The organism is Solirubrobacter phytolaccae, assembly GCF_027587195.1.
Classification (GTDB): domain Bacteria; phylum Actinomycetota; class Thermoleophilia; order Solirubrobacterales; family Solirubrobacteraceae; genus Solirubrobacter; species Solirubrobacter phytolaccae.
The window spans coordinates 19,273-44,161 of the sequence record NZ_JAPDDP010000067.1 but is presented as its reverse complement, the minus strand read 5'-3'; the positions used below and the strand labels follow the sequence as shown (position 1 = coordinate 44,161).

The 24,889-nt window shown below is 71.9% G+C and carries 20 protein-coding genes and 1 pseudogene; 10 read left to right on the top strand and 11 right to left on the bottom strand.

The window, feature by feature from the left end:
* From OJ997_RS27455 to OJ997_RS27440, 4 genes are all read left to right on the top strand, one after another.
* On the top strand, positions 1–1,517 hold a 1,517-nt coding region (locus OJ997_RS27455; protein ID WP_270028503.1), incomplete at its 5' end, for a helix-turn-helix domain-containing protein.
* Between the two features lie 42 nt (positions 1,518–1,559).
* Entirely contained in the window at positions 1,560–5,060 is a 3,501-nt protein-coding gene (locus OJ997_RS27450; protein ID WP_270028502.1) for a lytic murein transglycosylase, read from the top strand.
* 42 nt (positions 5,061–5,102) lie between these two features.
* Positions 5,103–6,278, top strand: coding sequence for an ROK family transcriptional regulator (locus tag OJ997_RS27445; protein WP_270028501.1), 1,176 nt, complete (start codon positions 5,103–5,105; stop codon positions 6,276–6,278).
* 45 nt (positions 6,279–6,323) lie between these two features.
* Complete coding sequence (locus OJ997_RS27440; protein ID WP_270028500.1) at positions 6,324–7,136, top strand: hypothetical protein; 813 nt, start codon at positions 6,324–6,326, stop codon at positions 7,134–7,136.
* 425 nt (positions 7,137–7,561) lie between these two features.
* On the opposite strand, the gene OJ997_RS27435 is transcribed toward OJ997_RS27440, so the two are convergent.
* Together OJ997_RS27435 and OJ997_RS27430 are read right to left on the bottom strand one after the other, a co-directional pair.
* Positions 7,562–11,575 carry a M14 family zinc carboxypeptidase gene (locus OJ997_RS27435; protein WP_270028499.1) on the bottom strand — a complete coding sequence of 1,338 codons (4,014 nt, stop codon included), beginning with the start codon at positions 11,573–11,575 and terminating at the stop codon, positions 7,562–7,564.
* Positions 11,576–11,709: 134 nt separating this feature from the next.
* Positions 11,710–12,141 (bottom strand): hypothetical protein, encoded by a 432-nt coding sequence (locus OJ997_RS27430; RefSeq protein WP_270028498.1) that lies wholly within the window; start codon positions 12,139–12,141, stop codon positions 11,710–11,712.
* Between the two features lie 111 nt (positions 12,142–12,252).
* On the opposite strand from OJ997_RS27430, the gene OJ997_RS27425 reads away from it, so the two are divergent.
* Positions 12,253–14,817 (top strand): SdiA-regulated domain-containing protein, encoded by a 2,565-nt coding sequence (locus OJ997_RS27425; protein WP_270028497.1) that lies wholly within the window; start codon positions 12,253–12,255, stop codon positions 14,815–14,817.
* 52 nt (positions 14,818–14,869) lie between these two features.
* Here the strand turns inward: OJ997_RS27425 and OJ997_RS27420 are convergent, their stop codons facing one another.
* From OJ997_RS27420 to OJ997_RS27410, 3 genes and pseudogenes are all read right to left on the bottom strand, one after another.
* Positions 14,870–15,676 (bottom strand): ABC-2 membrane transporter-related protein, encoded by an 807-nt coding sequence (locus OJ997_RS27420; protein WP_270028496.1) that lies wholly within the window; start codon positions 15,674–15,676, stop codon positions 14,870–14,872.
* Positions 15,673–16,458, bottom strand: a pseudogene (locus tag OJ997_RS27415) (ABC transporter ATP-binding protein); the annotation flags it as partial. The pseudogene OJ997_RS27415 and the gene OJ997_RS27420, both read right to left, overlap by 4 nt.
* 83 nt (positions 16,459–16,541) lie before the next feature.
* Positions 16,542–16,931: a GntR family transcriptional regulator gene (locus OJ997_RS27410; RefSeq protein WP_270028494.1), complete on the bottom strand. Its 390-nt coding sequence runs from the start codon at positions 16,929–16,931 to the stop codon at positions 16,542–16,544.
* Positions 16,932–17,339: 408 nt separating this feature from the next.
* Between OJ997_RS27410 and OJ997_RS37875 the strand changes: the two genes are divergently transcribed.
* From OJ997_RS37875 to OJ997_RS27395, 3 genes are all read left to right on the top strand, one after another.
* Positions 17,340–17,564, top strand: coding sequence for a hypothetical protein (locus OJ997_RS37875; RefSeq protein WP_270028493.1), 225 nt, complete (start codon positions 17,340–17,342; stop codon positions 17,562–17,564).
* Between the two features lie 16 nt (positions 17,565–17,580).
* Positions 17,581–18,252 (top strand): aldo/keto reductase, encoded by a 672-nt coding sequence (locus OJ997_RS27400; protein ID WP_270028492.1) that lies wholly within the window; start codon positions 17,581–17,583, stop codon positions 18,250–18,252.
* Between the two features lie 185 nt (positions 18,253–18,437).
* Positions 18,438–18,746: a DUF3027 domain-containing protein gene (locus OJ997_RS27395; RefSeq protein ID WP_270028491.1), complete on the top strand. Its 309-nt coding sequence runs from the start codon at positions 18,438–18,440 to the stop codon at positions 18,744–18,746.
* Positions 18,747–18,865: 119 nt separating this feature from the next.
* On the opposite strand, the gene OJ997_RS27390 is transcribed toward OJ997_RS27395, so the two are convergent.
* Together OJ997_RS27390 and OJ997_RS27385 are read right to left on the bottom strand one after the other, a co-directional pair.
* Entirely contained in the window at positions 18,866–19,354 is a 489-nt protein-coding gene (locus OJ997_RS27390) for a DUF4259 domain-containing protein (RefSeq protein WP_270028490.1), read from the bottom strand.
* Positions 19,355–19,487: 133 nt separating this feature from the next.
* The gene (locus OJ997_RS27385; RefSeq protein ID WP_270028489.1) at positions 19,488–20,828 is read right to left on the bottom strand and encodes an aminotransferase class I/II-fold pyridoxal phosphate-dependent enzyme; all 1,341 of its coding nucleotides are present in this window, start codon (positions 20,826–20,828) and stop codon (positions 19,488–19,490) included.
* Positions 20,829–20,950: 122 nt separating this feature from the next.
* Between OJ997_RS27385 and OJ997_RS27380 the strand changes: the two genes are divergently transcribed.
* Positions 20,951–21,157, top strand: coding sequence for a hypothetical protein (locus OJ997_RS27380; RefSeq protein ID WP_270028488.1), 207 nt, complete (start codon positions 20,951–20,953; stop codon positions 21,155–21,157).
* 2 nt (positions 21,158–21,159) lie between these two features.
* Here the strand turns inward: OJ997_RS27380 and OJ997_RS27375 are convergent, their stop codons facing one another.
* The 4 genes from OJ997_RS27375 to OJ997_RS27360 all read right to left on the bottom strand — a co-directional run bounded on the left by OJ997_RS27375 (position 21,160) and on the right by OJ997_RS27360 (position 24,506).
* Positions 21,160–22,302 carry a hypothetical protein gene (locus OJ997_RS27375; RefSeq protein ID WP_270028487.1) on the bottom strand — a complete coding sequence of 381 codons (1,143 nt, stop codon included), beginning with the start codon at positions 22,300–22,302 and terminating at the stop codon, positions 21,160–21,162.
* Positions 22,299–22,838 (bottom strand): RNA polymerase sigma factor, encoded by a 540-nt coding sequence (locus OJ997_RS27370; protein WP_270028486.1) that lies wholly within the window; start codon positions 22,836–22,838, stop codon positions 22,299–22,301. The genes OJ997_RS27375 and OJ997_RS27370 overlap by 4 nt, the downstream gene beginning before the upstream one ends.
* A 250-nt stretch (positions 22,839–23,088) precedes the next feature.
* Positions 23,089–24,060, bottom strand: coding sequence for a hypothetical protein (locus OJ997_RS27365; RefSeq protein WP_270028485.1), 972 nt, complete (start codon positions 24,058–24,060; stop codon positions 23,089–23,091).
* Between the two features lie 62 nt (positions 24,061–24,122).
* Entirely contained in the window at positions 24,123–24,506 is a 384-nt protein-coding gene (locus OJ997_RS27360; RefSeq protein ID WP_270028484.1) for a GlcG/HbpS family heme-binding protein, read from the bottom strand.
* Positions 24,507–24,718: 212 nt separating this feature from the next.
* Here OJ997_RS27360 and OJ997_RS27355 point away from each other — a divergent pair, with 212 nt between their 5' ends.
* A complete protein-coding gene (locus tag OJ997_RS27355) occupies positions 24,719–24,871 on the top strand; it encodes a hypothetical protein (RefSeq protein WP_270028483.1) in 153 nt (50 codons plus the stop codon).
* The last annotated feature ends 18 nt before the right edge of the window (positions 24,872–24,889 follow it).

Below are 24,889 nucleotides of genomic sequence, written 5' to 3'. Positions count from 1 at the left end.
CCGGCCGCGCGGACGCGACCCCCGGCGACGCGGCGGCGGACATCGGCGCGCGCCCCGGCCGCGCGGACGCGGCTGACGCCGAGGCGCGCAAGCTCGCGCTCGCCTATCTCGCGCAGCGCGCGTACGTCCTGTACTTCGGCGTGACCCAGCCGGGCGCGCTCCGGGCGTTGCTCGAGCGTGCCGCGGGCTGGTGGCCGGACGCGGCCTGGCGGCTGCAGCTGGACGTCGTGCGGATGCAGCTCGCGACCCACACCGGTGAGTTCGCGGCGGCGCTGGAGCGGTCGGCGGCGGCGCTCGCCGATCCCGCTTTGGACTGCGGGACGCGCCGTCATCTCGAGCCGCTCCACGCCGCCAACCTGTTCTTCGCGGGCCGCTGCGTCGAGAGCGTCGAGCGCTCGTCCCGCCCGGAGGTGCCGCTGCGGGGCGTCGCGGACCAGATTGCGTTCGCGGTCTGGCTCGGCAACCGGCTGCAGACCGGCGTCGGCTGGGACGAGCTGCACGCGGTGCTGCCGGGCGCGCTCGCCGACGCCGTCCGTGCCGGCGACCACGGGGGCGCCGGCCTCGCCGCGCTGGGCCTCGGCACGCTCGCCTTCGCGGAGGGCCGCCTCCTCGACGCCGAACGCTGGCTGGACGAGTCCGACTTCCAGCTCGAACGCCGCGACGCGATGCACGTCCTGCCGATCACGCTCGCCCTGCGCGCGGGCGTCGAGGTCCTGCTCGGCCACCCCGACCGCGCCGGGGAAGTCCGCGAGCGCCTGCGCGGCCGGCTCGCCGTGCGCCCGCCGCTGCCGACGCACGGCCCGTACGTGGAGCACGCCGAGGCGGCGCTGTCGAGCGACCGGGCCGCGGCCGCGCGAGCGCTGCTGGCCGCGGCCGACGAGCACGCGGGCATGGCTCCGCTCGCCGCGCAGCTCGCCTACCAGGCGCTGCTGCTGGGCGCCTCACCGGCCCGCGTCGCCGCACGGCTGCGCGGCGCGGCCACCGGCTCGCCCGCCGCTGGGGTCGCGTCCCGCCCGCACGCCGACACCGGCTCGGCGCACGCCGCCTCGGCCGCGCCCGGCCCACTCGCCCCGACCGGGCTCGACTCGCCCCTCGTCGCCGCGTACCGGCTTCACGCGGACGGGCTCGTCGCCCACGACGGGCAGCGGCTCCTGCAGGCGGCGGACGCGTTCGAGGCGATCGGCGCGGCGTACTTCGCTCAGCTCGCGAGCGTGGACGCGGCGCGCGCGTTCGTCGCCGCCGGGCGTGAGGACTCGGCCCGCCGGGCGGCCGCGCGGGCGCGTTCGCTCCATGTGCCCGACCAGGGCGGCGCGGCACCGCTGGTCGACGGGCTCGGTGGCGTCGCCGTGCAGCTCACCGCGCGCGAGGCGCAGCTGTCCGAGCTCGCGGCGCGCGGGCTCAGCAACGCGCAGATCGCCGAGCGGCTCGTGCTGTCGGTGCGCACGGTTGAGTCGCACGTGTACCGGGCGATGCAGAAGCTGGGCGTCAACGATCGGCACGATCTGCCACTTCGCTGACACGTAGTCAAAGCTGAACATCCAGGTGCCGACCACAAGGGAGTGCCGTCCCTCCGTCGTGCCCTCCTGACCGCGCTCGCGGTCATCTTCTTCGCGCCCGCGAGCGCCCACGCCGCGACCGTGACCCTGTCCGCCGGTGTCGTGACCGTCACCGCCGCACCGGGGGAGACGAACCGGATCACGGTCACGCCCGGCTCGGGCACGGTCGAGGTGCGTGACACCGTCGCGCCGCTCACCGCCGGCAGCGGCTGCACGCTGCCGCAGGCGGGCCGCGTCACGTGCGCCGCGACGATCACCCGCGCCGAGGTCGACCTCGGCGACGGCGACGACACCTTCACACTCAGCGGCGCGGCGCCCGCCACGGTCGCCGACGGCTCCGGCCGCGACACCGTCACCGGCGGCACGGGCGACGACGTCTTCCTCGCCGGCGCCGGCAACGACGCCTACACGGGCGGCAACGGCACCGACCGGGTCGACTTCTCCGCGCGCACCGCGCCCGTTGTCGCCGATCTTGCCGCCGGCAGCGCCGAGGGCGACACGTTCACGACCGTCGAGCAGCTCACGGGCGGCTCCGGCAACGACGACCTGGCCGGCAACAGCGCCGCGAACACGCTCGACGGCGGATCGGGCGACGACGTGCTGGACGGCGCGGGCGGCGCCGACGTGCTCGAGGGCGGCTCCGGCCTCGACACTGCCGACTACTCCGCCCGCACCGTCGCCATCACGGCGGACGCCGACGGGACGAACGACGACGGCGCGAGCAACGAGCGCGACGACGTGCGCCCGAGCGTCGAGCGCATCCTCGGCGGCAGCACGGGCGACACGCTCACCGGCGCAAGCCTCGCCGGCAACGGTGGCAACGACCGCCTGACCGGCACCAACGGCGACGACGCGCTCACCGGCGGCACCGGCGACGACACGCTGATCGGCAACGCCGGTAGCGACACGCTCGACGCCGGCGACGGGCACGACACACTGACCGGCGGCGACGGCAACGACGTCCTCACCGCCGGCACCGGCAACGACAAGGCCTACGGCGAGGCGGGCGACGACAGCCTCGCCGGCGGCGACGGCACCGACACGCTCGAGGGCGGCACGGGCAACGACACGCTCGACGGCGCCGCCTCCGCCGACACGCTCAAGGGCGGCGACGGCCACGACACGATCCGCGGTGGCGCGGGCGACGACCAGGCCTGGGGCGGCGCCGGCGACGACACGCTCACCTTGGACGACGGCGCCGACAAGGGCCGCGGCGAGGACGGCGACGACCGCGTCGAGGGCGGCGCGGGCCGCGACGAGCTCGAGGGCGGCACCGGCGCCGACGCGCTCGACGGCGGCACCGACAACGACACGCTCGCGGGCAACGACGGCAACGACACGCTCACCGACACGGCGGGCGGCGCCGACAAGCTCGACGCGGGCGCGGGCGACGACACGCTCGCGGCCGGCGACGGCGCCGATGCCCTGTACGGCGGCGACGGCAACGACACCCTCGACGGCGCGACCGGCGACGACAAGCTCGAAGGCGGCGCCGGCCACGACACGCTCTCCGGCAGCGAAGGCGACGACAGCCTCGTCGGCAACGACGGCAACGACACCCTGAACGCCGGCAACGGCACCAACAAGCTCGACGGTGGCAACGGCGACGACGCGCTCGCCGCGGGCGACGGGGACGACGCGCTCAACGGCGCCAATGGCAACGACGTCCTCGACGGCGGCCACGGCTCGAACAAGCTCGACGGTGGCAACGGCGACGACCGCCTCACCTCCGGCAACGGCGCCGACTCCCTCAAGGGCGGCGACGGCAACGACAGCCTCAGCGCCGGTGACGGCAACGACCAGCTCTCCGGCCAGGACGACAACGACTCCCTCAGCGCCGGCGCCGGCAACGACCAGCTCTCCGGCGGCACCGGCAACGACGTCCTCACCGACCCGCAAGGCGCCGACCTCCTGCAGGGCGATCAGGGCGACGACCGCCTCGAGGCCGGCCCGAACGACGATCGCGCGTACGGCGGCGACGGCGCCGACCTTGTCAGCGCCGGCGACGGCAACGACGACGTCCGTGGCGACAACGGGGCCGACCGCCTCAACGGCGACGCGGGCAACGACCAGCTCTCCGGCGGCAACGACGACGACGTCCTGATCGGCGGCGCCGGCGCCGACAAGCTCCAAGGCGACAGCGGCCGCGACACCGCCGACTACGCCGCGCGCACCAACCCGCTCGCGATCACGATCGACGACCAGGCCGACGACGGCGAGCTGGGCGAAGGCGACCTGGTGACCACGTCGATCGAGTCCGTGATCGGCGGCACGAGCAACGACCGGATCACCGGCGGCGCCGCCCACGAGCAGCTCTTCGGCGAAGGCGGCGACGACACCATCCGCGGCAGCGACGGCAACGACACGATCTCCGGCGGCGAGGGCAAGGACCGCCTGTGGGGCAACAAGGGCGTCGACGCCGTCGACGGTGGCGCCGGCAACGATCGCCTCGACGGTCGCGACGCGCTCGCCGAGACGCTCCGCTGCGGCGCCGGCAAGGACGAGGCGTGGGCCGACAAGGCCGACAAGCCCGCCAACTGCGAGAAGACGCACACCACCAAGGCGAAGGCGAACAGTCAAGAGGCCCCGGCCGTCGCCATCGAGACCGTCACCGCCACGGCGACCGTCAAGGGCATCGCCAAGGTCACGAGCAAGGGTCGCTTCGTCGGCATCCCCGGCATGCCCGGCGAGCGCATCGACAGCCGCCTGCTCGCGGACATCCGCTACCTCGTCGCCAAGTACAAGGTCCGCATCACCGACGGCTACGCGACGGAGGGCCACGCCGCCGCCGGTGAGCACCCGATCGGCCTCGCCGTCGACATCGTCCCCGGCCCGGGCGGCTCCTGGAACGACATCGACCGGCTCGCCAAGTGGGCCGAGCCCAAGCAGAACCGCCCGCGCGCGCCGTTCCGCTGGGTCGGCTACAACGGCGACGCCAACCACGGCCGCGGCAACCACCTGCACCTGAGCTGGCGCCACACGCCGTCCAAGCGCGGCCAGCCCGCCGCCGTCGTCTGGCGCCTGGCGCTCAGCACGCCCAAGCTCGGCAAGGTCGCCTCGCTCAACACGCTCGCGCGCCGCAGCAACTTCAACCTCGGCCGCAAGCCGAGCCACAAGAGCGGCCTGCGCTCCCCGTCGCCCTGCAGCGGGTCCCAGATCCTCAAGCCGATCTGGCAGCGCGCGGCCAAGTCGTTCGGCCTGAAGTGGCAGATCCTCGCCGGCATCACCGAGGTCGAATCGGCCCACGGCTGCAACATGGGCCCGTCCTCGGCGGGCGCGATCGGGTGGACCCAGTTCATGCCCGCCACGTGGAAGATGTGGGGGATGGACGCGAGCGGGGACGGCAAGGCCGACCCCTACAACGCGGTCGACGCGATCTACTCCACGGCCCGTTATCTGCGCGCTTCCGGCGCTCCCGGCAACTACTACAAGGCGCTCTTCGCGTACAACCACGCTGATTGGTACGTGAAGAAGGTGCAAGCAGCCGCGAAGAAGTATCGGTAGATATACGCCCGAGGAGAATCGTGTAACCGAGGGAGGAGACCCGTGCGGGACGGCACCAAGCTGAAGATCCTGCAGGCGCTGCTGCACCAACCAGGGGTGAGTCGGGCGGACCTGAGCGAGCGGGTAGGGCTCTCGCGCGCCACGATCACGACGCTGCTGCAGGAGCTCGAGCTGGCCGGGATCGTCCAGCGCCAGGCCGAGGAAGGCGTGGAGCGCCGTCGCACGATCGGGCGCCCGCCGCTGCACGTGTCGCTGGCGCCGAGCGCGGCGTACGCGGTCGGCGTGGACCTCGCGGGCGACCATGTCCGCGCCGCGGTCTGCGATCTCGGCGGCACGATCGTCGCGGCCGCCCAGACGGCCGTGGACGCCGAGGACGAGGCCGACGTGATGCTCGAATGCGCCACCGAGGTGACGCAGATCGCGCTCGCCGAGGCGGCCGTGGACCCGGCGAAGGTGCTCGGCGCGGGCGTGGGCATCGCCGCGCCGGTGAACGGCGAGCGCGGCACCATCCACGCCGCCGGCCTGCTTCCGCGCTGGCGCGGGATCGCCCTGCGCGAGGCGCTCGAGGAGCGGCTCGGGATGTCCGTGCGGATCGACAACGACGCCAACGCGTGCGCGCTCGGTGAGGCGCTGTTCGGCGCGGGCCGCGGCACGCGCCAGCTGGCGGTCGTGCGGCTCTCGACGTGCGTCGGCCTGGGCCTGATCCTCGACGGCCGCCCGTTCCGCGGCGCGTGTGGCGTCGCGGGTGAGCTGGGCCACGTGCGCGTGGCCCGCGACGGCCTGATCTGCCGCTGCGGCGGCCGCGGCTGCCTGGAGACGGTCGCGAGCACGCGGGCGATCCGCAACCAGCTCGAGCGCAGCGCCGGCGCGCCGATCACCCTCGCGCAGCTGTTCGAGCTCCTCGAGAGCGGCCAGCGCGCCGCGTGCCGCGCCGTCGCCGACGCGGGCGAGGCCGTCGGCGAGGCGATCGCGACCACGGTCAACCTCCTCAACCCGGAGCGGGTCGTGGTCGGTGGCGAGCTCGTCGCGGCCGGCGACGTGCTCCTGGATCCGATCCGCAAGGCGATCGCGCGCCAGGCGATCGCGCCCGCCGCGGCGGCCGTCGAGGTCGTCGCGGGGGAGCTGGGGGACCGCGCGACGGTGCTCGGCGCGGCCGCGCTCCAGCTCGCGCAGGCGCCCTACGCCCTGGCGGAGATGGAACCGGTGCCGACAGGCTGACGGGTAACTGCGCATCGTCGGGGGCGATCGTGGGTTTACACCGCAGTGCGTGTCTTCCGGCTCCTGATCCTCACCGCCCTGGCGTTCGCGCTGACCGTCGGCGACGCCCGTACGGCCGTCGCTCCCGACGCGCTGCCCGACGCCGCGGCGCCGTTCACCGTGACGTTCGCGGCGCAGGCCGGTGAGTCCGGCGGCGTCGTGGTCACCGAGATCACCGTCGACGGGCTCGCCGCGGGTGAGCGTGTCGGCTTCGCCTGCCAGGGCTGCCTCGGCCAGACTTCCGTCGAGGCGGTCGCGGCCGGCACCCGGCAGGTCTTCCGCCCGAAGCTGCGGCTGACGGCCCGCGCACGCCTGCAGGTCCGCGCCACGGCGCGCAACTTCGGCCGGGTGAGCGAGTACCGCGTCGTGAGCAGCCGGCTGCGGCTGGACCGGGAGCGCTGCACGACCGTCGCCGACAACCGCAGCGTGCGCTGCTCGGCCACCCGCGCGCCGCGGCCGTGGGCGACGATGAACGTCTGCACGCCCGAGCGCGTCGGCATCCGCGCCGCGAGCCCGAGCGGCGGATCGCGCCGGCAGACCGTCGCCGCGCGCTTCAAGCTCCAGTACACCGATCCCGGCGGGCAGTGGGCGGACGTCCCGAACGGCAGCTCGCCGTGGATGACGCTCGGCGCGGCGAATCGCTCCTTCCAGGGCGGCTACACGTTCGAGTTCACGGGCGTGAAGGGCCGCACGTTCCGCGGCGTCGCCGAGTTCGAGTGGCGCCGCGCGGGCCGCGTCGAACGCCGCGCCACGCGCTTCACCTCACCGGGACGCACCGTGGCGTCCGGCGGCTCCTCGTCGGTCTGCGTGATCCCGTAAGCGCGAGCCCCGAGGGTGCGTCGAGGAATGGGCGGTGCGCCTGATGTGGTGCAGCCGCCAGTGCCTCGGGCCGCACGCGAGAGCGATGCGTACTCCTAGTACGTGAGCCGAGTGGGTGGCGCGAGGTGCCGCGGATGTGCCGCAGCAGGTGTGCCGTTATTCCTCGACGTGCCCTTAAAGAGGAGTGGCCGCCACGCTGGTCAGGCGTGACGGCCAAGAGAGGGGGCCGGCGGGTGTCGGGGAGGGGGAAAGTCGGACTGCCCGGTGGCTTTGTCTGTCGGCGGGAGGTCAGCCCCGCCTTGTAGCCACATATTGCCCTCGGTCTCTTGACCCTCATATCGCCCGCCGGGGTGAACCGCATCACCCCCTTAACCGCCGAAGCGACCGTTCGGGGGATGCCCGAACGGCCGCTTCGGTCAGCACGGCTACTTCGTGGAGACGTTCACGGCCTTGCCGAGCGGCACGACCGTCTTGCCCTTGGTCTTACCCACGGTGTACGTGACCTCGACCTTGGCGTTCTTCTTGACCTTGCCCTTGAGCGAGACCTTGACCTTGCCCTTGCCGGACACGGTCTTGGACTTCGCCTTGGACCCGACGACGCGCGCCGACGCCTTGGTGGAGGCGTTGGCGGGGTTGTCAGTGGAGATCGTGCACGTGACGGAGTTGCCCGCCGAGTTCGTCGTGCAGGTGATCTTCACGGTCGGCGCGGGGCCGGCGGGACCCTGCGGACCGGCCGGACCCGTGGGGCCGGTCGGGCCGGTGGCGCCGGTCGGACCGGTCGCGCCCGTCGGGCCGCTCGGACCCGTCGGGCCACCCGGACCCGTCGGACCGGTCGAGCCGCTCGGACCCTGCGGGCCGGTCGGGCCCGTCGGACCCTGCGGACCCGTGGGGCCGGTCGGGCCGGCGGGGCCGCCGTTCATCGTCACGGTCTTGCCGTCCGAGATGGAGTCGGCGTCGCCGTTGGCGTTGGTGGACGTGACGCGGCAGGAGATCTCCTCGCCGACGTCACCCGCGACCGCGGTGTACGTCGCGGCGGACTGGCCGGAGATGACCTTGCCGTCACGCAGCCACGCGTAGGTGAGCGTGCCACCGCCGGTGAAGCCGGACGGCACGCACGTGAGCGTCTGACCGACGACCGGCGAGCCGGTGATGGTCGTGACGCCGGTCGGGAGCGGAGCCTCGGCGATGCCGGAGCCCGCGACGACCTTGATCGCCCGCGTGGACGTGGTGATGTTGCCCGCCTTGTCCTCGACCGCGACGGACAGCGTCTTGGTCGCGCCGACGTCGCCCGCGGCCGGCTGCCAGCGCAGCTGGAACGGGAAGGACACCTTCGTCCTGACGAGCGTCCCGTCGACGCTCAGGCGGACCTCCTTGAGGTCGCCGCGCTCGTCGACGGCCTCGACCTCGATCTCGACCGGGTCGGCGACGCTGACCTCGGCGTTCTCGGCCGGGCGCTGCCAGGTGACCGTCGGCGCCGTGGTGTCGGCGGTCGTCGGGAGCAGGTAGCCCAGCGCGCGGCGGACGATCTCGGTGCGGGTCGTGGCGTCGACCTGCTCGAGGCCGAAGCCGAGGGAGACCGAGTCACGGGTGGACAGGATCGCGCCGCCGTTGGCGGTCGTCTGCCCGGTGTAGTCGGCCTCGATGCGCTCCTGGCGGAACGCGCGCTGCGCCGACACGCTGCTGAAGTTGCGCAGGCGCGTCGGGGACTTCAGGCGCGGCTCCGGCATGCCGGTGGTCGCGTTCTGCGTCGGCTCGAGCGTGTCGCCCGACCCGACCCAGCTGTCGACGGTGAACGCGTTCATGCCCGTCAGGAAGCTGCCGGCGGACGGGGTGACCGTGACGCCGTTGAACGTCGTCGTGCCCACGCCACCCACGCGACCCGCCACGCCGAGCCAGTACTGGCCCCAGTCGTTGGAGATGTCGAGCTCGCGGAAGAACGCCGTGTGCGGACGGTCGTCGTCGCCGGCCTGATCGTCCGGGTAGGCGAAGTCGTACACGGGCTCCTGCCACCAGGTGTAGCCGGAGTAGGTGGTCAGCGACGTGCTCGTGCTGGTCTGCTGGACCCAGCCGTTGCGGCCGGTGAACATGACCTTGCCGCCGTCGTTCATGTAGTTGCGCAGCATCTGCGCGTTGCGCACGCCGTACGTCGGCAGGTGCGTCGAGCCGGTGAGGCTGAACGTGCCGTTCGCGCCGATCGTGTTGCCGCGACGGTAGTTGCTGGTGTCGACGCCCTCGCCCGCGAGCTGCGGCAGGAGGTCGTCACCCGTGTAGTACAGGACGGCGTCGAAGTGGTTCAGGACGCCGAGGTCGGACAGCTGCTTGTTGGCCTTGCCGTCCGCGCCGACCGGCGGAGCGTCGACGTCGAAGGTCTCGACGGTGTAGCCGGCGGCGGTGAGCGCCGCGACGTGCTCGTCGAGGTAGCGCGGGGCCGTGGCGTACGGCTCCTTGTTGGGCGAGAGGCCCGTGTAGTCCTCGGCCGCGACGACCAGGATCCGCTTGCCCGCGGTGTCGGCCGGGCGCGTGGACTGGACGCGGTAGGAGAACCGCTGCTGCTGGGAACCCGCGATCACGCGGATGCTGACCACCTCGCCCGCGACGAGCGGCCGTGGGGCCTGGGCGGTGCCGGGCTGGACGAAGTCCGCCGGGATCGTCGCGCGGACGCGCTGGTAGTACTTGCCGCGCAGGTCGCCGAAGCGCTCGCCGCCCTTCCAGCCCTCGCCGCGCAGCGTCAGCGTGCGCGTCGCGCCACCGGCGCCGGCGGGCACGCGGACCTCGAAGTCGACCGGGCCGAGGATCTTGCGGGAGGTCGCCTCGAGCGTCTGGGACGCGCCGTAGGAGACGTTGAAGCGGTTGACCTCGATGTCCGGCGAGCCCTTGACCTGGTACTGCGTCTCGTCGTCGGTGGCGTTGCGCGGACGGTCGGGACGGTCACGGTCGAGCGTGGTCGCCGCGACGTTGCGCGCGAAGTCGAGGTTCTTCTGGAAGACGCCCTCGACCTTGCCCTCGTCGTCCGGGAACGTGAAGCCCGACCCGCCGGAGCAGAACGAGCCGCCGGCCGCCGTCTCGCACTCGTCGAGCTCGGGGGTCCAGGACATCGCGCCGTACTTGTTGTAGGCGTGGTCGGTCGTCTCGCCGTTGGTGATGTACAGGTCCGAGGAGCGCTCGGAGATGTACGGGTCGACCGCGGCGTCGCCGTCGGTGCCGGTGATGGCCTTGAACCACGGGTCGTCGTCGGACGAGACGTCCGTGATGTAGCCGAACGCGTACAGCAGCAGCTGCGCGGCCGAGTGGTAGTTGATGACGGCCTCGGGCGTGATCCGGCGCAGGAGCCGGTCGTACGCGAGGTCCTCAGGCTCCGAGTGCGGGAACGGACCGCGGTAGGTGCCGCTGGAGAACGTGTTCGACGCGCCCTCCTCGTCCAGGTTCCAGTTCGTCGCGTAGTTGCGGTTCGGGTCGACGCCGTCCTGGCCGTCGCCGAACGTGCCGTTGGCGTCGTTGTCGCGCAGGGTCTTGCGCCAGAGGCGGTTCTGCGGCTTGCGCAGGGCGGCGTTCGGCTGCGCGTTGTTCGGCGCGCGCACGATGCCGTCGGCCGTCTTGTAGACGTACGTGCCGCGCAGCGGATCGGCCGGGTCGGTCACCAGCGTCGCGCCGCACATCTCGTTGGCGGCGGTGCGGAAGCCGGTGCCGCAGGTGAACGTGTACTCGTAGCCGTCCGGGTTCTGGATCGGCAGGAACCACAGCTCGGCGCGGCCGAGCAGGTCGGAGATCTCCGGGTCGTTCGCGTGCTCGATCCACCACGTCGGCATGCGGCGGCCGACCTCGGCCGCGATCCACTCGCGCGCGTGGTTGACGGCCGAGAACAGCATCGCGGGACGTTCGCCGTCCGGCACGTTGCGGGCGTTCTTGGTGACCTTCAGCGCGACGATGTCCTGGCCCTGGCCGGACTTGCCGATCACCACGTACTTCACGAGGCCCGGGTTCGCGAACGCGATCGACTTCATCTCGTCCTTGATGCCGCCCGGCTCGGCGTACGAGCGGAAGACGTCATAGAACGGGTTGGGCGAGTCGCCGCCCGTCTCGGGCTTGTCGAGCGCCGATGCGGCGCTGCGGCTCTTGGCCGTGGCGGCCGCCATACGCTGCTTGATCTGGGTCTCGCTCACGTGCGGGCCCGGCGTGACCTCCTCGAGGCCGAGACCCTTCTCGCGCGCGATCTTCGCCTGGCCGTCCACCAGGTCGACGAAGATCGTCTGCCCGGCAGGGCCGCCGCGCTCGTAGCCCGTGTGGCCCATGTCGACGCCGAGGTCGCCGAGCGTGCCGGCGCCCTCCGCGTCAACCGTGACTCGATACATCTTCAGCGCGTCCGCCTGTGCGAACGCCGGCGCCCCCAGCGCCAGCGCAGCCGCCAGGACGGGCACGGTCAACCGACCGCGTCGTCGCATCTAACTACCCCTCCACTCGATTTCCCTCGTCCTCTCGAGGGCCCGGATGGGAGCTAACTGAACGTCTGCGGAGGGTGCAAGGGGTGTGGGCTGAAGAGCGACAGCTGGGGCGCTGAGGTCTCTAAACGGCCGGGCTACTTGATCCGGAAGGAGCGGATCTCGCTCTCGATGTTGCAGTCCTCGGTGCCGTCGCTGCAGTCGATCGCGTACGCCTGCCAGTAGTACTTGCCGGGCCGGTTGAGGAAGTAGTCCGACAGCGCGGGGTAGCGGTCGGTCTTCTTGGCGTAGGAGCCGCCGCTGCCCTTCATCTCGCGCATGTAGGCCTTGCCGTCGATCAGGCCGTCGTCGCCGACGCGCTTGGACTTGGAGACGACGAGGAAGACGCCCGAGGCGCCGGAGTCGGTGTCGAGCTTGGCTTTGAACGTGAAGGCGGAGCCGCGCTTGAGCGCCTTGCCGTTGGACGGCGCGCTGAGCGTGGGGGCGATCGCGGCCTGCGCGGAGGCGATCGGGGCGGCGAGGAGCGTCGCGGTCGTGGCGACGACGAGGAGGCGAGAGAGCTTGGTCACCCGGCGAAGCTACGGCCGCGGTCGCGCCCCGACAATCGGGGAGCGACCCTGAGATTTGGGGCCAACAACTCCTTCACAACTCGGCGGTTTGGCGCACATATTGTCGGCGCCATGACCATTCGGCGTGTGCTCGCCGCTGTCGTTGGGGCGGCCGCGCTGGCTGCTCCCGCGAACGCGATCGCGGCGGTTGACCTATCTACCTACACGCGCGTGGGGCGCTTCGACCTGCCCGAGCCCACGCGTACCACTCCTCCCGCCGGCAGCCTGCTGGCGAAGGAGACGTCCGCCGTCACCTACAACCCGGACACGGACTCGCTGTTCGTCGTCGGCGACGAGAGCACCTCGGTCGTCCAGGTGAGCAAGACGGGCCAGCTGATCAACTCGATGACGCTGGCCGCGGGCGCGTTCGACGACGTCGAGGGCCTGACCTACGTCGGCGGTGGCCAGTTCGTGCTGGCCGAGGAGCGCCAGCGCCGGCTCGTGCGCTTCACGTACGCGGCGGGGACGACCCTGACGGCCGCGCAGACGCAGGGCGTCAAGCTGGGCACGACGATCGGCAACGAGGGCTTCGAGGGTCTTTCGAACGATCCGTTCTCCGGCGGCTTCATCGTCGTCAAGGAGCTCAACCCGATCGGCGTCTTCCAGACGACGGTCAACTGGGCGGCGGGCACGGCGACGGTCGGCAACGCCGACGCCGTCAACGTCCCGAGCCTCTTCGACACGGCCGCGCTCGGCGTCTCGGACATCGCCGACGTGTTCGCGCAGGCCGACGGCTCGCTGCTCCTGCTCAGCCAGGAGAGCGGCAAGCTGCTCAACGTCACGCGCGCGGGCGCGGTGACGAGCTCGCTCACGGTCGGCACCGCCGACGAGGGGCACGAGGGCGTGACGATGGACGGCGCCGGTCGCGTCTACGTGACCAACGAGAACGGCGGCGGTGACGTCGACCACCCGCAGCTCTGGGTCTACGCGCCCGCATCCGGCCCGAACGCCGCGCCGACCGCTGTCGCTCTGACGAACACGGTCACCTCGGTGTCGAGCACGGCGACGCGCGTGAAGGTCGCCGACGTCACGGTGACCGACGACGGACAGGGCACGAACGTCCTGGGCGTGACGGGCGCTGACGCGTCCTTCTTCGAGCTCGACGGCACGGCGCTGTACCTGAAGGCCGGCGCGCCGCTGGACCGCACGAGCTTCAGCGTCGCGGTCACGGTCGACGACGTGAGCGTCGGCGCGACGCCGGACGCGACGTCCTCGACGCTGACGGTCAACGTCTCCACCATCGCCGTCACCGAGGCGTCGCCGTGGAGCTCGGGCAACAGCCCCTACGGCGCCGACTGGTTCGAGGTCACCAACCGCGGCTCGGTGGCCGTCGACCTCACCGGCTGGAAGGTCGACGACAGCTCGAACGCGATCGCTTCCGCGCTGGCGCTGAACGGCGTGACGTCGATCGCCGCGGGCGAGTCGGTCCTGTTCGTCGAGGGCACGGCGGCGAAGGCGAGCGAGCTGCGCGCGTTCTGGGGGCTCCCGGCGTCGGTGCAGATCGGCTTCTACAGCGGCTCGGGCATCGGCCTCTCCACCGACGGTGACGCGGTCAACCTGTTCAACGCGGCGGGCACGCGCGTGACGGGCGTGGCCTTCGGCGCGTCGACGAGCGGGTTCACGTTCGAGAACGTGAGCGGCGTGAAGCTGTCCGTGGCAGGCGTCAACGGCGCCTACCTCTTGAAGGGGGAGACCGGCTCGCCGGGCACGATCGCCCCGGCCGTCGCGGTCACCGAGGCGTCCCCGTGGAGCTCCGGCAACAGCCCGTACCGCGCCGACTGGTTCGAGCTCACCAACCGCGGCGGTACCGCGGTTGACATCTCCGGCTGGAAGGTCGACGACAGCTCGAACGCGTTCGGGACGGCGATCGCTCTGAACGGCGTGACGTCGATCGCCGCGGGCGAGTCCGTCCTGTTCGTCGAGGGCACGGCCGCGACCGCCGAGGCGCTGCGCGCCGCGTGGCAGCTCGGCCCCGAGGTCAAGGTCGGCTTCTACAGCGGCTCCGGCATCGGCCTCTCGACCGACGGCGACGCCGTCAACGTGTTCGACGCCTCCGGCTCGCGCATCAGCGGCTTCAGCTTCGGCGCGTCGACGAGCGGCTTCACCTTCGAGAACGTGACCGGCGTCAAGCTGTCCGTCGCGGGCGTCAACGGTGCGTGGACGGTGGCCGGCGAGACCGGTTCCCCGGGCCGCATCGCGTCGCCGTACGTCGAGGTCAAGACCCCGAGCCTGCTCACCGGCACCGTGCCGCCGCAGCTCGGCCTGGCGCTCGGCCTGCCGGCGGTGTTCGCCCCGTTCATCGCCGGCGTCGCGCAGGACTACCTCGCCACCACGACGGCCACGATCACCTCCACCGCCGGTGACGCCGCGCTGTCCGTGGCCGACTCCAGCACCGTGGCTCCCGGCCGCCTCGTGAACGGGACGTACGCGCTGGCCCAGCCGCTGCAGGTCAACGCTCGCGGCGGCGAGTACAAGACGGTCTCGACGACGCCCGCGACGCTGCTCACCTACGCCGCGCCGGTCTCCAAGGACGACGTCACGCTCGGTCTCAAGCAGACGATCGGCGAGAAGGAATCGCTCCGCAGCGGCACCTACTCGAAGACCGTGACGTTCACGCTGTCGACGACGAACCCGTAGGGCTTCAGGAACGACGAAGGCCCCGCTGGTCAGGCGGGGCCTCCCTCGTCGCTCAGCTGACGCGGCGCTCGATCAGCCACGCGACCAGCCCCAGCAGGCCGAGCGTCAGAACGAGATAGAGGCTCGTCTCGATGCCCTGGAACGCCCAGAAGCGGCTGGAGGGGTGGTACATCCGGCCGTCGACGACCCACGCGGTGTCCAGGTTCATCCCTTCCCGCGCCTGCAGCGTCGACGCGAAGTGCGGGCGCACGAGGGTCTCGATCGCGACACGTACGGCGAGGAACGCGACGATGCCGAGACCGATCGCGGCGATCGTGCGTCGCATGATCGTCCCGAGCGCGATGATCAGCGCGGCGGCGAACATGGCGTAGGCGATCGGAGCGATGCCCTCGAGCTGGAAGGCGCCGGGCTCGATCCGCCCGTGGAAGTTGTCCAGCGGCCGGCGCCACCAGGTGAGCAGCAGGGCCGTGCCCGCCGCGGCCAGGCCGGCGCCGCCGAGCGCGATCGTGAGCTTCGCGGCCAGCCAGCGCCGTCGCGTGATGCTCTGCGTCCAGGCCAGGCGGTAGGTCCCGCGCTCGAGCTCCAGCACGAACGGCGCCGCGAAGATGACGGCGATCACCACGGGCAGGAACGCGAACCACCCGGTCACGCCGATGATCGTCGAGAACCGCGCGTCGAACGCGTCGAGGAGCTGCGCGCAGCCGCCGCTCGGCGTCCCGACGCAGGCCGCCGCGCCGTCGGTCTCGTACGCACCGCTCATGTGCAGCCCGGTCGGGATGAACAACGCGGCGAGGACCGCGAGGACGGCCGCGCCGAGCACCAGTTCGGCGCGCTGCTGGCGCCAAGCGACCCAGGTCACGCCACGACCTCCTGCTCCGGATGCTGCAGATAGGCCAGGACGATCTCCTCGAGCGCGACGTCCTCGATCTGCCAGTGGGCGTCGTAGACGTGCCCGTTCGCGCGCACGAGCAGGGTGGTCTGGCGCGACGTGTGGCGCGTCTGCACGACCTGGTGCACACGGGCCACGGCCGCGTCGTCGCCAGGCGGGCCGACGAGCAGCCGATGCGACGCGACGATCTCGTCGAGCGGGCCGTTCAGCTGGACGCCACCCGACGCCAGGACGACGAGCCGATCGCACACGCGCTCGAGGTCCGCGAGCAGGTGCGAGGACATCAGCACCGTGAGCTCGCGTTCGACGACCGCCTCCATGAGCGCCTGCAGGAACTCGCGCCGGGCCAGTGGGTCCAGCGCGGCCGCGGGCTCGTCGAGGATCAGGACCTCCGGGCGCTTGGCGATCGCGAGCGCGAGCGCGACCTGGGCCTGCTGGCCGCCCGACAGCTCGCCGACCCGGCGCTCGAGCGCGATGCCCCGGGCGTGCAGCCACTCCAGGGCCAGCGCGTCATCCCACCTTGGGTTGAGCTTGCGGCCGAGCGTCAGCATCTCGCCGACGCGGAAGCGGCGCTCCAACGGATGGTCCTGGGCGACGAACCCGATCCGGGGGAGGACCCGGGTCGGCTGCGCGCGGGGCGACGCGCCGAGGACGCTGATGCTGCCGTCCGTCGGCTCGGTCAGCCCGACGATGAGGTGCAGCAGCGTCGTCTTGCCCGCGCCGTTGGGGCCGACGAGTGCCGTCACCGACCCGGCCGGCACCTCCAGCGTGCAGTCGTGCAGCGCCCGCTGCGTGCCATAGCGCTTGCCGAGCCGGTCGGCCACGATCGCGGCGCTCATGCGGCACGCCTCCCGAACGTCTGGTGCGTCGCCGCGGCGAACAGCGCGGCGATGTCGTCCTGGTCGCAGCCGGCGTTCTGCGCCTGCCGGATCCACCGCACCAGCCCAGCCGTCAGTGCGGACCGATCCGGAGGAGCGGCGGCATCCCGCGCGGCGACGAAGGTCCCCTGCCCGCGCCGGCCCTCCACGAGCCCTTCCAGGTCGAGCTCACGGTAGGCCTTGAGCACCGTGTTGGGGTTGATCGCCAGCGCCGCGACGACCTCCTTGACCGTCGGCAGCTGGTCGCCGGTCTGCAGCATCCCGAGCCGCAGCGCCTGCTTGACCTGGTGGACGAGCTGCAGGTAGGTCGGCACGCCCGACCGTGGATCCAGGCGAAATTCGATCATCGACGCCAGAGTTTATCCATACTCGTAGATAAAGCGTCATATAGGTTGGACGGCGACGGTCGTTCGGCCCCCTTAAACGAACTCGGCCCCGCTGGTCAGGCGGGGCCGCTGTTCGTGTGCGTCTTCAGGCCGGCGTCGTCGGGAGGGCGAGTGCGTTCCTGGGGAGGAGAAGGGCGGCTCGCTGGACGACTGGAGGAGGAGAGAGAGAAGGGTTCCTGGTGTCTTCGGCGTGGAGAGTGTCTGTTGACAATGGGAACTCTCCCATCCCGCGCACGTCCATCTTTGGGTGGAGGCTGGCGTCTGCAGGTACGGCCAGTCATGCCCGCTCGGTGGGGGCAGCCGTACCCCTTGGCCGTGGCGCTGGTGCGGTTGGTGGTCCGCCCCCTCAAACCGGGTAGGCGGAGGACCGTGCGTCGCGTCACTTGGGTCCTGGTCGTCCTGTTGCTCATTGCGGTCCTTCCGCTGCGCTGGCTGCTCGAATCGGTCGGTGTGCCGAGGGGACCCGCCGCAGGGGCGGCCGGCCTCGCGCTGTGGAGCGTGGGGATCGTCGTTCTCGTCGCGCTCGAGCGCCGTCGACGCGGGACTTCGAGCGACCGCACGTCGCTCGCCGAGCACGCCGGCCCGCCGCGGTAGTCGCTACGTTGGTTGCGTGAACAATCTCCTTCTTGCCGGCGTCGAGGTCCCGCGCGTCGGCCTCGGCACCAACCGCCTCACTCCTGAGCACACCGACTTCATCCGCGCCGCCATCGACGCCGGCGTCCGCCATATCGACACGGCGCGCCTGTACCAGGGCGGCGCGAGCGAGCAGGCGATCGGCGCGGCCAACGTGCCCGACGACGTACTGGTCGCCACCAAGGGTGGTTGGAACGACGGCTCGCCCCAGAACCTGCACGCCGAGATCGAGCAGTCGCTGAAGGCCCTCGACACCGACGCCATCGGCCTCTACTACCTGCACAAGATCCACCCCGGTACGCCGCTCGAGGACAGCCTCGGGGCCATCAAGGAGCACGTCGAGAAGGGCAACATCCGCTTCGTCGGCATCTCCAACGCCACCCGCGAGCAGATCGAGCTCGCCCGCAGCGTCGTCGACATCGCCGCCGTCCAGAACCACTACAACCAGGCCGAGCGCGGCGACGACGCCCTCATCGACCAGCTCGCCGCCGAGGGCACCGTGTACGTCCCGTTCTATCCCCTCAAGGGCGGCGACGGCAGCAACGCCGACAAGCTCCGCTGGCTGCTCGAGCGCTCACCGAACGTCCTTCCCATCCCGGGCACGCTGAACATCGAGCACCTCCGCGAGAACCTCTCGGTCCTGGGCTGAGGTCCGTTCAGTCGCGGAGCGTCGTGAACGCCTTCCGGATCGCTCTCGGAGCGTGTCCGAAGGCCGTCACGACGGTGCCGCCGTCGGCTGCGGAACGGAACGCGACGGTGAGCGAGTTCCCCGAGTGGCTTTCCGGCCGTGCCCTGAGTTCGCGCGCCGGTGTTACGACGGCACAATGACCGGTGATGGCGCGCGGAACTCGCAGCTTGAAAGGCAGCAAGCGTCACCAGGACGCGACTCACCGCCGGTGGGCTCGAGACCTCAATCGTGCGACGGACAGCGACGGCTACCGCGATGAGTGGTATCGCGAGCAGTGCGGCGCGTGCCGTTGGTGGATTCCGTTGACCGGAGCTTGGGGTCTCGACTGGGGCGTCTGCTCGAACCCCAATTCACAGTTCGACGCGCGGGCGCGGTTCGAGCACGACGGATGCGCTGCCTTCGACGAAGCTCGCGGCGGCTGGGTCGTTCCCGACGAGTCCGCCGATGATTCCTGAGTGCGCGTCGTTTGCGTAGACTCGCCGCGCTCCGGCGGCACCTTGTCCCTCATCGTGTGCACGACGCCGCTGGAGGAGCTGCGCGAAGAGCTCGACGCCAATCCTGTCGCGGCCGACCTTCAGCGCGACGTGTCGGCTGCGGCGCGGTGCAGCAGCGTCTTGAAGCGCTCCAGCTCGGCCGCCATGTCGGTGTGGAAGTCGCCGCCGGTCAAGCTGGTGCCCGGCTGGGCGCCTTCCATGAAGCGCAGCATCCCGGTCTGCGGCGTCATGGCCTGCTCGACAACGGCGAGCGCCGTCCGCACGAGTTGCCGGTCGCGGGAGGCCGGCTCGGCGGCTCGCACGCCGCGTTGGTACCAGTCGTCGTCGTAGAGCGGGTCGGCGTCCTGGTCGGGCTGCTCGATCCAGGCGACGAGGACCGCGACCGCGGCCAGCGCCCGCGCTCCGGGTTCGTAGTCGACAGGACCGGGCCCCAGGCCGCCTTGCAGCGTCTCCCGGATGAACCCGATCGGGTCCTCGTGCGGCTCGTCCTCGTCGGGGTCGCCGGAGAGCCCGGACAGGAAGTCGGTCGCGTACTGGTTGTCGAGTGCCTCGCCGCTCCAGAGCTCCATGGCGCGACCGTACACGAGCGGCTGGATCATGCCGGCTTCAGGCGCAGGAACAGGAACTGCGGGCACCGCGTGAGACGCAGGTCTCCCGCACGCCCGCCACGCCCGGCCGCTTAGGTGCTGCGCCCGGCCGTGCTCACCGTGGCGGGATCACCCGGCTGCGGGCCCGATCGGTGGGGCGGCGAGGTGTCGTCCGCGCGAACCGCTTGGGGTGGGCGAGCGCCTGCGGGTCGTCGCGGCGGCGGAAGAGATCCTGGAGCTCGTGCAGCGCGCTGACGAGCCGGTCGATGTGCTCCTCGCCGTTGGCGGCGGTGACCTGGATCCGGAAGCCGGCCTCGCGGCGCGGAACGATCGGGTACGGGCACATCGTCACGTACAGGCCGCGCTCGAAGAGCATGTCGCCGACCTCGCTGACCCGGTCGGGGTCGGCCAGCGGGACCTGGATGATCGGCAGCCCGGAGTCGTTGACCGCGTCGAGCGAGAGCTCGTCGATCGTGTCCAGGATCCGCTTGGTGCGGTCGTGCAGCACCTTGCGGATCTCGTCGCCGCGTTCGCGGTTGACGCGCAGCCCTTCCAGCACCGTCGCCAGCGACGCCACCGGGGACGGGCCGCTGTACACGTACGGTGGCGCGGTGCTCTTGAGCAGCGTCTTGAGCTCGGTGGGGACCGCCAGGAACGCCATCAGCGACGAGTACGCCTTCGACAGCGCCCCGATCAGCACGACGTTGTCGTAGCTCTCCCCGAGGTGGCGGACGATCGCGTTGCCCCTGGTGCCGTAGGGGGACAGCTCGTCGGGGTCGCGCTCCCCGATGACCCCGAAGCCGTGCGCGTCGTCGACATAGAGGATCGCGTCGTGCTCGCGCGCCAGGCGGGCGTACTCGACGAGGTCGGGCAGGTTGCCGGTCATCGAGTTCACGCCGTCCAGCGCGATCACGCCGGGGCGCTTCCAGTCGCCGGCCTCCAGGCGCGCCTGCAGCCGGTCGAGGTTGTTGTGGCCGATGGTCTTGACGTCGGCGCCGGTCGCCTTCGCGGCGGTCGCGCCGTCGAAGAGCGTCTTGTGCGAGCGGGAGTCCAGGAACACGGTGCCGCCGGCCGCCAGCACCGGCAGCACGCTGAAGTGGATGTGCGTGATCGTGGGCAGCGTCAGCGCGTCCTCGGTGCCGCACAGCTCGGCGAGTTGCTCCTCGATCTGCTCGTAGAGCACCGGGCTGGCGATGATCCGCGACCAGCTCGGATGCGACCCCCACTTGGCGAGGTACTCGGGGATCGCGTCCAGGATCTCCTGGTCGAGATCGAAGCCGAGGTAGTTGCAGGAGGCGAAGTCGGCGAGCCACTGGTCACCGATGCGGATGTCGCGGCCGCGCTGCTCGTCGATCACGGCGTCGGCCATGCGGTGCGTGAAGGACAGTCGCGCGATGTCGGAGTTGGTCTCACGCCAACGTGCAAGCCAGTCGGCGGAGGGGGGAGGTGTCGTCATCTCCTCACACGATGCCCGGCCTGACGTTTCGCGCACAGATCGAATGGGTGGTTCTGAATACTTTGAGCGATTCGGCGTTTGTCGGATTGACCGAGATCTCCGCGCCTGGAACCATGCGCCGCATGGTCTCTCGGCTCGAGGCGGTTCTCTCCCTGGCGATGGTCGCGCTCCTCGTGAGCGCGCTGGCCGGCTGGGACACGGCGGCCGGCGTCGCCGGTGCGGTGTTCCTCGTGCTGCTGGCGGCGATGGTCACGCGGATCGCGGTCCGCAAGGCCCGCGGAGCGAGTTGGGACCAGGCCTGGGGCCGGACGCCGCGCGAGGCCGATTAGCGCTACCGCTGCGTCCAGCTGAACCGCCCGACGACGTGTGCGCTGTCGTGCAGGATGACCTTGCCGCGATAGCGGCCGGGGCACCAGCCGTGGCCGTAGCGGATCTGGATGCCGGGCGTGAGCTTGACCTCGATCCGTTGCCCGCGGCGCACGTCGCCGGGAGTGTCGAAGCCCGTGAATCGCATGCGCTCGTCGCACCTGCGGCCACCTCGCGGGCCGTCGATGACGATCCGGTAGCTCACGCCGAAGCGCCGCGTCGCCACCGGCGCACGGAAGCTGAGCGTGAAGATCAGGTCCTTGCCGCGCCGCTTGGCGGTGAAGCGCAGCGGGGCGCTCACGTCGCTCGGGAGGTTGTCGGCCAGCGGCTCGTAGCCCGGCGGTGTCGTGCCGCGCTGAGGGTCCTCGAGCCGGTAATCACGCGCCGGGCCGTGGGAGCCGTCGCGGTAGACGACCGCGATCGGAGCGGGCACTTCGGGGGAGGAGAAGTCGGCTCGGTCGACGAGCAGGAAGGCGTCCTCGGTAACCGCGTGGCGGCGACCACCGACTTCGATCGCGCTCGCGTCCGGGCCCAGGAAGCCGTAGCGCACGAGTCGTACGTTGCCCGGCAGGCAACGGGGCCGGCCGGGCACCGGGCGCTCGGACGGCGTGCAGGTCCACGGCTCTGCGCCCCCGTTCGCGAGCATCCATTGGTCCTGGACCGCGAAGAGGGTGCCGCGGGCGTCGAGCGGCCGGCACTGCGACTGCTCGATGGGGAGCGCGTGGAAGCGTCCCGCCCTGTCGAGCACGCCCACCTGCTGCCCGACGACACGGCCGACCTGCCAGCAGGCGGCTCCCCGGGAGGTGTTCCACACGCGCATGCCCCAGGGCGCTCCGCCATTCGGGTCCGCGGTGCGCAGCGACAGCAGGCGCACGCTGCCCGGCACCGTCGTTCCCGGCCCCGACCGGGTGTTCCCGGCGGGCGCGGTGCGCGCCACCGGGTCTCCGAACAACTTGACCCCGGCGGTCGCCAACGACGCGCCCGAGAGCAGCACCGCGACGGCGGTCAACGGCCAGACGAGCCGGCGCCGTCGCGGCTGGGTGCGAAGCGCGGCGCCGCGCAGCTGCTGCTCGAGCTCGGGCAACACCGTCGTGTCCGGGCGTCTCACTGGCACTCACCTCCGAGCCGCGCCCGCAGCGTCGCGAGCCCGCGGCTGACGCGCTTGCGCACCACCTGCTCCGAGCAGACCAACGCCCCGGCGATCTCCTCGTAGTCGCGCTCGTCCACGATGCGTGCCCAGAGCGCCTCCCGCTGCTCGGGCGGCAACGCGTCCAGCGCACCCCGCAGCGTCGTCTCGTCGCCGAGCGCGTCGATGCGAGCGAGCGCGTCGTCGACCAGGGCGACCGGCTCCATCCCGAGCCGCCGGCGCGCCTCGTCGTCGACACGCCCACGCCGGTAGCTGTCCACCAACACGTTGTGGGCGATCCCGAACAACCACGCCGAGAAGCCGCGGTCGATGTCCCGCCGGGCCCGCAACCCCTCGAGCGCGCGGGCGAACACCTCGCCCGTCAGGTCGGCGGCCAGCTCCGCATCGTCGACGCGACGGCGGAAGTAGCCGAGCACCGGCTGCTCGTAGCGACGGTAGAGCTCGACGAACGCGTCCGCCGACCGCTCCACCTCGCGCACCAACCGCTCGTCGTCCACACCGGGTACGTCGCCATCTTGGCGAACTTGTGACCGCGCCGACGTTGACTCCCGCGTGCGTCCGGGCGTAGGTTCGTCCCAAGCAACGCGAAGCGAGGCGAGCATGGGCGCGATCACGAAGTGGGCGCAGGGACTCAGGGACCGGCGTGCCAAGCGCCGCGCCGATCGGCAGGGAGAGGCGGGGGAGCGCGCGAGCCGGCGTCAGGAGGCCAAGGCTCGGCGGCTGGCGCACGAGCGGCTCGACAACAAGCTACCCCGCTGATCGGCGCGCGGCGTAGACGCCTGCCGCCACGACGAGGCCGAGCATGACGACGTTGTGGCCGTACTTGGCCGCGGCGGAAGTGTGTCCCACGACCGGGTAGTACGTGAAGGCGAGCGCCCCGCGGCTCAGGAGCACGCCCGTGGCGAGCGCCGCGCAGTGCGGCAGTCCCCAGGCGCTGCCGCGCGCGGCGCGGATCAGCCCCGCGGCGGCGGCGGTTGCGATCAGGAACGCGCCCGCCGTTCCGACCCAGTCGTCCGGCATCAGCGCGTGCGCGGTCGCCGCGACGAAGCTCACGGCGAGCACGGTGCCGGCGCGCGGGGTGCCCGCTCCCATGCTCGTGCGGCTCGCGCGCCCGCCGAAGCGGAGGGCGGCGGCGATGAGTGCCACGACGACCGTCAGCGTGACCGCGAGCTCGGGCAACGTCGCGTAGCCGGCGTCGGCGAAGATCGCTCCGGCGACGAGCAACCACAGGCCCGTGGCGACCACGATGCCAGCGCGCCCCAGCCAGGGACGGCGCGCGACGGACGGGCACATCGCCTCGACGAGCGCGATCGGCGCGCAAAAGCTGTAGACGATGTGACCCAGCAGGAAGTTCTGGAGCATGTACGCGCTCACGCCCAGCGGCTCGATCGCGGTCGCGCGGTACGACTCCTCCCAGCCACGGACGTCGTCGTAGCGCTCCGCGAACAGCGACTGATCGAGCAGGCCCGCCTGCGTGAGGCCGGCGGCGGCGGAGAGCAGCAGCATCGTCGTCCAGCCTCGCCCGGTGCGCCGCGTGAGCTCGCGGATCAGGAGCGCCGGGCACCCGTAGAGCAGCGCGAAGAAGATCAGGTTCCCCAGCAGCGCGAGGGGACGGCCGGTCGTGTCGTTGTAGGCCGCCAGTAGCTCGGCGCCGACGGCGCTGAGCACGACGAGGGAAGCGACGGCGACTCGGCGTTCGGACCGTCGCTGAGCGAGCATGCCGCGATCGTCGCCGGGGTCGGCGCGGCGCGCATCCGCCGCCGGTCGACGGCCGCCGCTACCTAAGTCGCGGTGCGCTGGATCGCGTCGAGCGCGAGCCGCTCGTCGGTGTCGCCCGGGAGGCCGCTGACGCCGACCGCCCCGATCCGCAAGCCGTCCTCGAACACCGCGACGCCGCCAAGGAAGAACGTGAAGAACGGGTCGAAGCTCGCGCGTTCGACCGGATCGGCGCGCGCCTTCTCGGCGAGCTCCCGCGTCGTCCGGGCGTCGCTGCGCGCGGCCGTGTACGCCTTGCGCTGCGCGTTCAGCCGCGTGTCCGGCGCGGCACCGTCCATGGTCGCCGCCGCGACCAGCTCGCCGTGCGTGTCGGCGACGAACACGCACACCGGTCCGGACGCGTTCGTGACGACGTCATCGACGATCGCCTGGGCCCTGGACAGCCGCATGGGCCGATGGTACCCGTCGCGCTCGCACTACCTTCGGGCCATGGACACGTACGGTCACCGCGAGCCCGCGCCGCCGGCGCCGCCCGGGACCGGGCTCGCGATCGCGGTGGTCACCGCGGCCGGGGTGACGCTGTTCTTCGCCTGGATCGCGGGCGGGGCGCTGTGCCGGGGGGAGCAGCACCAGCTGCCCGGACGGCGACCCCAACGGCTCGGTGTACGCGATGGGGGCGTGCGCGGCGGGCAGCCTGGTGACGTCGTTCTTCGCGGCGTGGGCGGCAACGCATCAGCGGCCGTGGCTGACGCGCGCGCTGGTCGCGCTGTGCGCGGGCAAGGTCGCGTTCGCCCGCAGCCGCAGAGGGTCCTGACATGGGGTGTCGTTCTCG